At 59.7% G+C, this 10,086-nt stretch carries 9 protein-coding genes; all 9 read right to left on the bottom strand.

Features of this window, described 5'->3' with window-relative positions; genetic code table 11:
- Positions 1–10: 10 nt before the first annotated feature.
- The gene (locus tag AB731_RS10085) at positions 11–1,225 is read right to left on the bottom strand and encodes an OmpA family protein (RefSeq protein WP_047310214.1); all 1,215 of its coding nucleotides are present in this window, start codon (positions 1,223–1,225) and stop codon (positions 11–13) included.
- Between the two features lie 152 nt (positions 1,226–1,377).
- The gene (locus AB731_RS10080; RefSeq protein WP_047093223.1) at positions 1,378–2,562 is read right to left on the bottom strand and encodes an acyl-CoA dehydrogenase; all 1,185 of its coding nucleotides are present in this window, start codon (positions 2,560–2,562) and stop codon (positions 1,378–1,380) included.
- Between the two features lie 89 nt (positions 2,563–2,651).
- The gene (locus tag AB731_RS10075) at positions 2,652–3,032 is read right to left on the bottom strand and encodes a response regulator (RefSeq protein ID WP_047093224.1); all 381 of its coding nucleotides are present in this window, start codon (positions 3,030–3,032) and stop codon (positions 2,652–2,654) included.
- A 96-nt stretch (positions 3,033–3,128) separates the two neighbouring features.
- Positions 3,129–3,761: a hypothetical protein gene (locus AB731_RS10070; protein ID WP_047093225.1), complete on the bottom strand. Its 633-nt coding sequence runs from the start codon at positions 3,759–3,761 to the stop codon at positions 3,129–3,131.
- 188 nt (positions 3,762–3,949) lie between these two features.
- Positions 3,950–4,699: an OmpA family protein gene (locus AB731_RS10065; RefSeq protein WP_052768951.1), complete on the bottom strand. Its 750-nt coding sequence runs from the start codon at positions 4,697–4,699 to the stop codon at positions 3,950–3,952.
- A 22-nt stretch (positions 4,700–4,721) separates the two neighbouring features.
- Positions 4,722–6,152: a vWA domain-containing protein gene (locus AB731_RS10060; RefSeq protein ID WP_231638906.1), complete on the bottom strand. Its 1,431-nt coding sequence runs from the start codon at positions 6,150–6,152 to the stop codon at positions 4,722–4,724.
- 348 nt (positions 6,153–6,500) lie between these two features.
- Complete coding sequence (locus tag AB731_RS10055) at positions 6,501–8,033, bottom strand: lipopolysaccharide biosynthesis protein (protein WP_331386697.1); 1,533 nt, start codon at positions 8,031–8,033, stop codon at positions 6,501–6,503.
- Complete coding sequence (locus AB731_RS10050; RefSeq protein ID WP_047093227.1) at positions 8,030–9,037, bottom strand: NAD(P)H-dependent glycerol-3-phosphate dehydrogenase; 1,008 nt, start codon at positions 9,035–9,037, stop codon at positions 8,030–8,032. Before AB731_RS10050 ends, AB731_RS10055 begins: the two co-directional genes overlap by 4 nt.
- Positions 9,034–10,071 (bottom strand): tRNA (adenosine(37)-N6)-threonylcarbamoyltransferase complex transferase subunit TsaD, encoded by a 1,038-nt coding sequence (tsaD, locus tag AB731_RS10045; protein WP_047093228.1) that lies wholly within the window; start codon positions 10,069–10,071, stop codon positions 9,034–9,036. The genes AB731_RS10050 and tsaD overlap by 4 nt, the downstream gene beginning before the upstream one ends.
- Positions 10,072–10,086: the final 15 nt, after the last annotated feature.

Raw genomic sequence — 10,086 nt, 5'->3', positions numbered from 1 at the left:
TAGGCTGGACTTACATGCCCGAACCGGGGCCGTAGGTCACTTCAACGCGGCGGTTCTGCAGTTCGCGGACGCCGTCTGCCGTAGCAACGCGTGGCATGCTTTCACCGAAAGCTTCGCTTGCGATGCGAGCAGCTGGAATGCCGCGGCCTGTCAGATAAGACTGAACAGATGCGTTACGACGCTCTGCCAGGCCCATGTTGTAGGTTACGCTGCCCGAACGGTCTGTGTGACCGGCAAGCATGACGCGTGCAGTTCCGCAATCGCCGTAGGCTGTGACAGCGCTGTTAAGCACGGTCGCTGCTTCTGGCGTAATGTCCGACTGATCCCAATCGAAGAATACGATGTAGGGGCCCGTGTTACACTGCGCCTGCGGAGGAGGCGGAGGTGGTGGGGGTGGCGGCGGAGGAGGTGGCGGCGGAGGAGGTGGCGGCGGTGGGGGCGGAGGAGGCGGAGTGGGCGAACCACCCAGCATGAACCGCAGACCCAGAGCACCGATGTGCTGCGTTGTGTCTACTTCAAGCGTTGCGGGAAGCAGACGGTTGGTGATGTCGGCTTCGTCGAACAGGCCGCGATACTTGTATTCGGCAAACAGCTGAACACGATCGGAAAGCTGGCCAGACACACCGGCGATGCCCTGATAGGCAAAAGTGGTGTCTGCATCGTCAGCGATGAGCGCGCCGCCTGGGATGTAATCAACGTCGATCACATAGATACCGGCACCGGCACCGATATACGGCTTGATTGCGCCGAGATCGAAATCATACAGCAGGTTGAGGAAAGCACCGTAGCTTTCAACATCGCCGCGGCCGTCTGCAAGCAGTTCACCAATCGAAAGGCCAACAAAGTCGCCGCGTGTCAGAACGCTGACGTCCGGATCATTGATCGACTGACCGCCCAACACAGGGTTGAGGTGGTTTTCGATGTCATACGTTACGTAGCTGCCATCCAGCTCGATACGCACGCCGCTGTCGAACGCGTAGCCGATCTGGCCGCCTACGTTCCAACCGAGATCGGCATTGGTGTCGAACGAATAGGCCGTCCCGGCAGGAATGCCAGGTTGTCCGCCCGTGCCACCACGGCTTGGTACGTCGGCTGTGAAAACGCCGCTGTTGTCGGCATCTTCTGCGGTGGCAACGCCGCCGCTGATTGCGATGTAGGGGTCAGCATGCGCCACCCCTGGAATTGCCAGCGCCACAACGGACGCAGAAAGTAGAAGTCTTTTCATTGTATTCCCTTCAAATCACGCGGGAGTTCTTCCCGCCCTCATTACTGGACGCAATGCCTCTAATGCCCGAATGTTCCGCATCTGCGAAGTAAATTTTTTCAATGCATCAGAGGGTGTTGCGCATTTGCAGCACTATGCGACAGGATGGTTTCCTAGAACGCCGAAATGCCGGTGATAGCACGCCCAAGTATCAAGGCATGTACGTCGTGAGTTCCTTCATAAGTGTTGACGGTTTCTAGGTTCGCCATGTGGCGCATCACCTGATATTCCTCGGAAATACCGTTTCCACCGTGCATATCACGCGCCGTGCGCGCGACATCGAGCGCCTTACCAACATTATTGCGCTTAACAACACTGATCATCTCCGGGGCGTAGCGCCCTTCATCGAGCAAACGCCCGACACGCAACGAAGCTTGCAGGCCAAGCGCGATTTCCGTCGCCATATCTGCCAGTTTCAGTTGATAAAGCTGCTTTGATGCAAGCGGTACGCCGAACTGGTGCCGGTCCAGTCCGTACTGCCGGGCAGCTGAATAACAGAACTCGGCCGCGCCAATACTGCCCCATGAAATGCCATAACGAGCCCGATTGAGGCAGCCGAACGGACCTTTCATGCCTTCGACATTGGGAAGCAACGCGTCTGCAGGCAGTTTGACTTCATCCATCTGGATCATGCCTGTGGTGCTGGCACGCAGGGACAGCTTGCCGCCGATTTTGGGCGCGGCCAGGCCTTCCATGCCTTTTTCGAGAATAAATCCGCGAACTTTGTCACCGTGCGCTTCGGATTTTGCCCATACGACGAAAACATCGGCGAAAGGCGAGTTGGAAATCCAGGTTTTCGCGCCCGACAACGAATATCCGTCGCCGTCCTTCTTGGCATAAGTCCGCATGCCAGAAGGATCGGAGCCCGCGTCAGGCTCTGTCAGGCCGAAGCATCCGATCAATTGCCCGCTCGCCAATCCAGGCAAGTATCTGGCCCGCTGTTCATCCGATCCGTAGGCATGGATAGGGTGCATAACCAGACTGGATTGGACGCTTGCCATCGAACGATAGCCGCTATCGACGCGTTCGATTTCACGGGCGACCAGGCCATAGGCCACGTAATTGGCCCCAGCCCCGCCATATTCCTCGGGAATGGTCACGCCCAGCAGGCCTGCGGCGCCCATCAGCGGGAACAGTTCCGGAGCGTCAATTTCCTTGGAGTAGGCTTCGATCACGCGCGGTTGAAGTTCACCCTGCGCAAATCCGTGCGCAGCGTCGCGCACCATGCGTTCTTCCTCGGACAATTGATCATCAAGGTTGAACGGATCAGCCCAATCGAACGGAACCATGTCGGCCATGCAAATAGTCTCCTTTGAAACCAGCCCCTAGAATTTCATCGGATGCACGGCAAGAAGCTATGTAGCGGAATATCCAGTTGGTGCGCCGTTCAGTTCGCGCGGCTGCATGCCTTGTTTATCATGTCGATAAGATCGGCAGGAGGGCAGGGCTTGGAGGCTGCCATTGCGTCAGGATACCGTTCAGCAATATCTTCCGGCGTGATGTGGCCCGAATGGAAAATGATCGGCACACCGGCCTTTGTCAGGGCATCCGCCAATGGGAACACCTCGCCATCAGCGGTCATTACGTCCAGAATGGCCACATCTGGCATCTTCTGATCGATTGCAATGAAAGCATGGTCGCGATTGGCGTAGGGACCTTCGACCTCGTGGCCCAGATCCCGTACGGTTTCCGAAATATCGAGCGCAATGATAAACTGGTCCTCGACGACGAGAACACTCTGCGGGCGTGTTTCAATTTGCGTGGCCATAATTTTGGTCCGGGTATTACCTAACTTATGTTCATTTACCCCGTTAATACGCGCCGGCCCGCTGTCTTGTTCCCGTGTGCCCTCCAGACCGGTGTGTCAGACCTTGCCGAACCGTTCTTCATACCCGGCGATATCGTCCGATTTGAGAAACCTCGCCTGTGCGACCCAGTCATCCCGGCGGATACGGCCCTGAAACCGTCCCAGTTCTGCATCGATCCTGTCGATATCGGCATCGGTCCATGCTGCAATCTGCGCGAAACTGGTGACCCCGTGATCAGACAGTATGGTGACCAGCTTTGGTCCAACACCCTTGATGCGGCGAAGATCATCGTTTGACGATGCGATTGGGTTGTCAGTCCGAGTGGCAGGTGACTGCGCCTGAACTTCGGTTTCCGTTTCAGCTTCGGCAGACTGTTCCGGCGTGACATCCGCCATTTTGCGAATGGCTTCGCGCGCAGGCACCGCTGCGCCTGCTTCGGCATCGGCGTCGGCTGAAGCAGCAGCGACCGCGTCACTGTTGGCAGCGGCGGTGATCGGACCGGCAGCTGCTGCTGCAGGTTGTGCATCAATCAATGCCTGATTGCGCTTTGCCGTGCCGCCATCTTGCGGCTTGTCCTCCAGTTCAACCTTTGTGCGCCGCGAGGCATGGAAGATCCACCAGGCCACCAACACGCCGATCAGCAGCGCGAGAACGGCAAGTATCCAGTATTGCTGCAACAATTCGGGCATGATCGGGTTTTTCTCTTTCTGCTGGGCGGTCCGTTATGCGGCGCGACCCCAGATGGTCCATCCAATGCCAAGTCCTATCGCATAGGCGAGCAGCATCAGTACAAAAACTTCCATCCAGATCGGCATGATTGGCTTCCTAATGCTGCACGGGGGTATTGCGCAACCGTGACGTTGATCTGGCGATCAGCCTAGCGCGGCGCTGGCGTATCGACAGGAGTGGGACTAATGGGATCAGTTGCGATCACCGCAAATTCGATGCGCCGGTTGGCCGGGTCGGCAGGGTCCAGCCCTTCGACCGGGCGCTGGGAGCCAACGCCGGCTGTACGCAATCCGTCTGCAGGAATTCCCCGGCGCACCAAGGCTGAACGCACTGCATTGGCGCGTTCGGTAGACAATTCGATATTGATCGGTTCCGGCCCGGAATTGTCCGTGTGGCCAGTGATGCGGATAATTGCACCAAGGCAGGGCCGTAACGCTGCAGCGACTTCGTCAATCAGCGCGCTGCTGCCGATATCCATGCGACTGGAGCTTTCCTCGAACCGGATCGTGCGCGCGCGGAGCAGGGCCTGCACGTCTTCCTGGCAATGCAGCGGACGGAACACCGGTTCACCGCTGACGGCCATCATGCCGCCATCGGACCAGCGGATGCCGCCGACGCCGGGCAGGGCGGCAACGGCCTTTGCGATATCGGCGCGGGTCGTTTCATCGAGCGGTTCCCCGCCAATGAGCACGGGATGCCGGCTTGGGTGTCCGCCCGGTGTCTGGAACGAAGCCTCGACCTGGTCGGCCCCGCCAGCCGCCGCAATCACAGTCGGCGCTTGCGCTGCCAGCCGTGCAGAAAATTCATCAGCGGCGGCGCCTGCAACAAACCGCGCGAGCAGAAAAATCACAAAGGCGCCAAGAACGATGGCAATGGGTGGACGGCGAAGGAATTCCATGGACCGCCCTTAGCGCGCGGGATCAGCGTCCGTCGAGTGATTCTGCAAGCGCGGCGAGTTGCAGGAACTCTTCTCGCCAATATCCATCCTGCTCTCCCGCCAAGGCAACTGCATCGCCGTAGGTAAACGTGTTCATCAAACTGTCGCCGCGCAGCAACTGGCCATAGGCGGCAACAGCGCTGGCAAAGGCCATATCCCCGCGCGCCCTGCCTGCACCTGTCAGCAGCCGGACGGGCAGGGGCCGTTCGATCAGGCGCGATGTGTCTTCACCCGGCAGTTTGTAGCGCAATTGCACGAAGGCCATTTCATCGGTGCGGTTTTGCGGGATTTTGGGTTGGTCGGCGTAGCGGCGCGGACGTATCCAGCCGGTGGTGCCGGCGGGGACGATTTCATACAGCGCCGTCACCTGATGACCGGCGCCGATCTCGCCTGCATCCACGGCGTCATTGTCAAAATCCTCTTCGCGAAGAGCGCGGTTTTCATATCCGATCAACCGGTATTGGGACACCAGCGCGGGATTGAATTCGACCTGGATTTTCACATCATGGGCAATGGTGAAAAGGGTTGAGCCCATTTCCTCCGACAATACCTTCTTCGCTTCCATTGCGCTGTCGATATAGGCGTAATTTCCGTTTCCGTGATTGGCGATCTGTTCCATCATCGCATCGTTGAGATTGCCCGTGCCAAAGCCGAGCGTGGTGAGCGTGACGCCGCTGTCGCGCTGCTGCTCTATCAGTTCTATCAGGGCATCACGGTCAGATATGCCGACATTGAAATCGCCGTCTGTGGCAAGGATAACGCGGTTCACGCCGTCCTCGATGAAACTGCCGCGGGCAATGTCATAGGCAAGTTCGATGCCGGCCCCGCCTGCGGTAGATCCGCCAGCGCTGAGGGAATCGATGGCCCTGCTTATTTCGCGTGCATCGTTCGTCGGTTCCAGCACCATACCGGCGGCCCCGGCGTACACCACGATGGAGACGCGGTCCTGATCCTGCAATTCGCCGGCCAATTGCCGCATCGCTGTTTGCACCAGCGGCAGCTTGTCGGGTGCATTCATTGATCCTGACACATCAAGCAGGAACACAAGGTTCGCAGCCGGCCGTTCGCTGCGCGGAAAATCATATCCGCGCAGACCAATGCGCAGCAGCCGCGTGCCGGGGTTCCACGGCGTGATCGCCATGTCCGTGGTTACCGAAAATGGCTGCGATTCATCCTCCGGCGCGGGATAGTCATAGCGAAAATAGTTGATCAGTTCCTCTGTCCGCACGGCTGCGGCAGGAGGCATCTGGCCCATCGTCAGGAAGCGCCGCGCATTGGCATAGGCTGCTGTATCGACATCGACGGAGAAGGTGCTGACCGGATCATACAGCGCCAGTTGGACCGGTGAAACCTCTTCACCGTCATACTGCTCGCGGCTTGGCTCTATCGGGACCCGCACCGGCGGGACAAACATATAGCGCCCGGCTGCGCTGGTGACATCTGTCTGCTGAGCGGGTGGTTGCGCGGCGACTGCATCCTGCGTGTAGCTTGAGCGGGAGACAGTGATTGGGGCTACGCTACTCAGTGATTGCATAGGAGAAGGGGGCGGTGGCGGGGGCGGCGGCGGTGGCGGCGGAACTGGTCGAGGTGGCGGCGCAGCTTCGCTTGAAGTGCCGCTGTTGTCCGGTCCTGCAGTGGTGCAAGCTGTCAAGGCTGCAAGCACCGCTATAGCAAGACAATTTCCCCGGGTCCGTCGCATAAAGTCCTCCCACTGTAGGCGCGCACGTTCGCTGCGCAGCGGTGAACCGTTTGTGAATGGCGATCAGCCACTTTGCTCGTCCAGCTTGTTGCTTTTCCTGAACAATAACCGGTCTTCCGGACCGAATCCGCGCGTCCAGATAATCCAGCCATAAACGGCTATGATCGCGGGTATGCCAAACACCAGTTCGGCCCATTCCGGCAGCAGGATCGCAGCTTGCCCCATCAGCACGGCAGCGCCGGTCGCCCAGACCAGCGCCCATCGCAGATTTCCGACCGGGGCCTGGAGCAAAGATTTCAGGAGCAGCGCCTTTATCAGGCTGGAAAAACCAAGCGCGAGCAGCAGCGCCATTGCGGCCCCGCCTGCAAGATAACCCTCGTCCATACCCCAATGCCGGGCGAGCAGGATAAACGACACGGTCAGCACGGCCTGCAAGACGATCACCGTAATGGATATGCCCAGATTGCGCTTCTTGGCGATGTAAACCAGCACGCCTTCGGACACGACCGCCATCGACGCCACAGCCTCTGCGATCAGCAACAGCGCAAGCGCGGCAGTACCGCCGACAATTGCCGGTCCGCCAAGACCCATTACCGCTTCGCCGGGTATTGCCAGCGCTAGCGCAATGCCCAGTTGTAGCGCGATGATCCAGAAGCCGACCTGCTGCACCTGGCTGGCGATGGCGGCGTAGTTTCCAGTCTTCAAATTCTTGGTGATGACGGGCGAAAGCACCGGTTCGAAACTGGTTTTCAGTTTTTGCGGCAGGCTGGCGATTTCCTTGGCGAAGTAGTAAATGCCCACCGCCGTAGGCGAAGTGAACAGACCAAGCAGGAACACGTCCATCAGCCGCGTACCGCGCTCTATCACATCCGCTCCGGCAAGCGGAAAAGCCTGGCCAACCAGCCGCACCAGATATTGCGGGCGCGGCCGCCAGCCTTTTGGCGGGCCATAAGTGCGCAGGAATGACCAGGCCGCTGTCAGCAGGGCAGCATAGACCGCTGCCAGATAAGCCAGCGCCACACCGCCATCGCGCAATGCGGGAATGAAGAAGAAAGCCACCACGGCAATAGAGCGCATCCACGGCTCCACGACAGCGCGGGCGCGCACGGTGGTAGCGATATCGAAACGGTAAGCCTGTGCTGCCAGCAAAATCTCGGTAAGTGCAAAGGCAGGGATCGCGCCGATGATTAGCATATCCCAGCGCCCGCTCGTCCCGTTGGGAAAGATCGGGTAAGGAAAGATGGCCAGCAGCGTCACGATGATTGCGGACATCACCAGAGAAGCGAACATCGCATCGTAGATCAGGTTGGTCCGTTTCGGGCCGTCCTCGTTTGCCGCTTGGGTCAGCCGCTGGGCCAGTCCACGTTTCTCGCCCAATGCACAGATGAGCGCGAACAGTTCGATAACCACGACTGCCGAGGCAAAGCGGCCCATTTCCTCGACCCCGTAAAGCCGGTATCCGATAAACAGAAAAGGAATGCCGCCAATCAGGCGAAGGACAAAGCCAAGAGTATTGGTGCGACCGCCTTTGACGAGCGCATTCATATCCTCGCGCTCTTCGTCCGGCGGGATTTGTTCAGGAGCGTTTCCGCTCAACGCGAAAGGCCCTCTGCTTTCAGCGGACGGGCGAGCAATTCGGCGACGACATCAGGCGCGCTGCGGCCTTCCAGCAGATGGTTTACCGCCTCGACAATCGGCATCTGCACGCCCCGCGCGCGGGCAATATCGCGCAGCACCGGCGCTGTGTGCGCGCCTTCGGCTACTGTGCGTTTATCGGCGAGAGCTCCATCCGCGCTCATCCCTTCGCCCAGTGCCTTGCCGAGCGAGAAATTGCGGCTGGAGGTGGAGGAGCATGTCAGTACCAGATCACCCAGTCCGCACAGGCCGTTCAGCGTTTCAGGCTTGCCGCCCAGCGCCACGCCAAAGCGCAGCATTTCGGCAAAGCCGCGTGTGATCAGCGCGTTGCGGGCGTTCTGGCCAAGTCCCAGCCCGTCCACCACGCCGCAGGCGATGGCGAGCACGTTCTTCACCGCGCCGCCCACTTCTGCGCCGATCACATCGTCTGAATAATAAGGCCGTAAATTCTGCCGCGCGATGGCGGGGCTGATCCGGTCCCACTGCGCTTCGCCGCCGCCGCATGCCAGCGTGACCGCGCAAGGCAGGCCCGCTGCCACTTCATGCGCAAATGTGGGTCCGGAAAGCACTGCTATGTCGCTGCCGGGTGCAGCATCATGTGCGACTTCCTGCATCATGCGTCCGCTGCTGGCCTCTATGCCTTTGGAACACAGCACCAGATCGCGCGGATAATTGTTCATCCGTTCCAGCGTGGAGCCCATATGCTGCGCCGGAGTGACCAGCAGCAATATGTCGCAATTCGACATTACGCTCAGTTCGCCGGTCGCTTCGATTGTTTCGGAAAGCGCGGCGGAAGGAAGATAAAGGTCGTTGCGGTGCGTGGCATTAATTGCCTCGGCAAGGCCATCTTCCAGCGCCCAGAGCTTTACCGCTCGCCCGTCCGAGGCGAGCGCCTGCGCCAGAGCTGTACCCCATGCGCCTGCGCCGACAACTCCGATGGAAGGTTCACCAGTGCTTTCAATCATGCTTTCACTCCTGCACCGCGGGCGGGTGCTGCATCCGGATCAAGCGGCCAGCGCGGCCTTGCTTTGAGGTCGAGTGGATCGGCATCGAAGCCTGCTGCCAAGCGTTCAATTCCTGCCCATGCGATCATCGCGGCATTATCCGTACAGAGGGCGAGCGGCGGAGCGGTGAATGGTAGATCAAACTCGCTTGCCAGCTGTTCCAGCCCGCCGCGGATCGTTTGATTGGCCGCAACTCCGCCCGCCATGACCAGCGCAGTCACAGGTTCCATCCTGCCTAGCGCGCGCCGGGTCCGGTCGATGATGCAATCAAGCGCGGCCTGTTGGAAACTGGCGGCAAGATCGGCATCGGCATGTTCATCCGACTGGTGGGCCCGCCACACTGCGCTTTTCAGTCCGGCAAAGCTGAAGTGCGGTTCCTTGCTGCCTTTCAGGGGCCGGGGAAGCGGAACTGCAGCCGGATCGCCTTGCAAAGCCAGCTTTTCAACTGCTGGCCCGCCGGGATAGCCGAGGCCGAGGATCTTGGCGGTCTTGTCGAAAGCTTCGCCCAGCGCATCGTCGATTGTGGTGGCTAGCCGCTGGTATTTGCCCACGCCTTCTACACGCAGGATCTGGCAATGTCCGCCGCTTACCAGCAGCAGCGCATAGGGAAATTCCAGAGAGGCGTCGGCCAGACGCGGGGACAATGCGTGCCCTTCGAGGTGATTGATTGCCAGCAGCGGCTTGCCCGTTGCCATGGCCAGCGCCTTGGCCGTGACCAGCCCTACAATCACTCCGCCGATCAGGCCCGGACCGGCGGTGGCGGCGATGGCATCGCAATCGGCCAACTGCACGTCGGCCTCTTGCAAGACTTTCTCGATTAGCGGGGCGAGCCTTTCGGCGTGGGCGCGCGCAGCGATTTCCGGCACCACGCCGCCATAGGGCGCATGTTCCGCTTCTTGACTGGCGATTGCCTGTGCCACGATCACGCGCTTGCCCGTAACAAGGGCAGCTGCGGTTTCGTCGCAGGAACTTTCTATGCCGAGGACCAGCGTCATGGCACTTTCCCTTAG

It is taken from the genome of Aurantiacibacter marinus, from assembly GCF_001021555.1.
Classification (GTDB): Bacteria; Pseudomonadota; Alphaproteobacteria; order Sphingomonadales; family Sphingomonadaceae; genus Alteraurantiacibacter; species Alteraurantiacibacter marinus.
The sequence above is the reverse complement of the archived record's forward strand: the minus strand, read 5'-3'. Positions and strand labels throughout refer to the sequence as shown.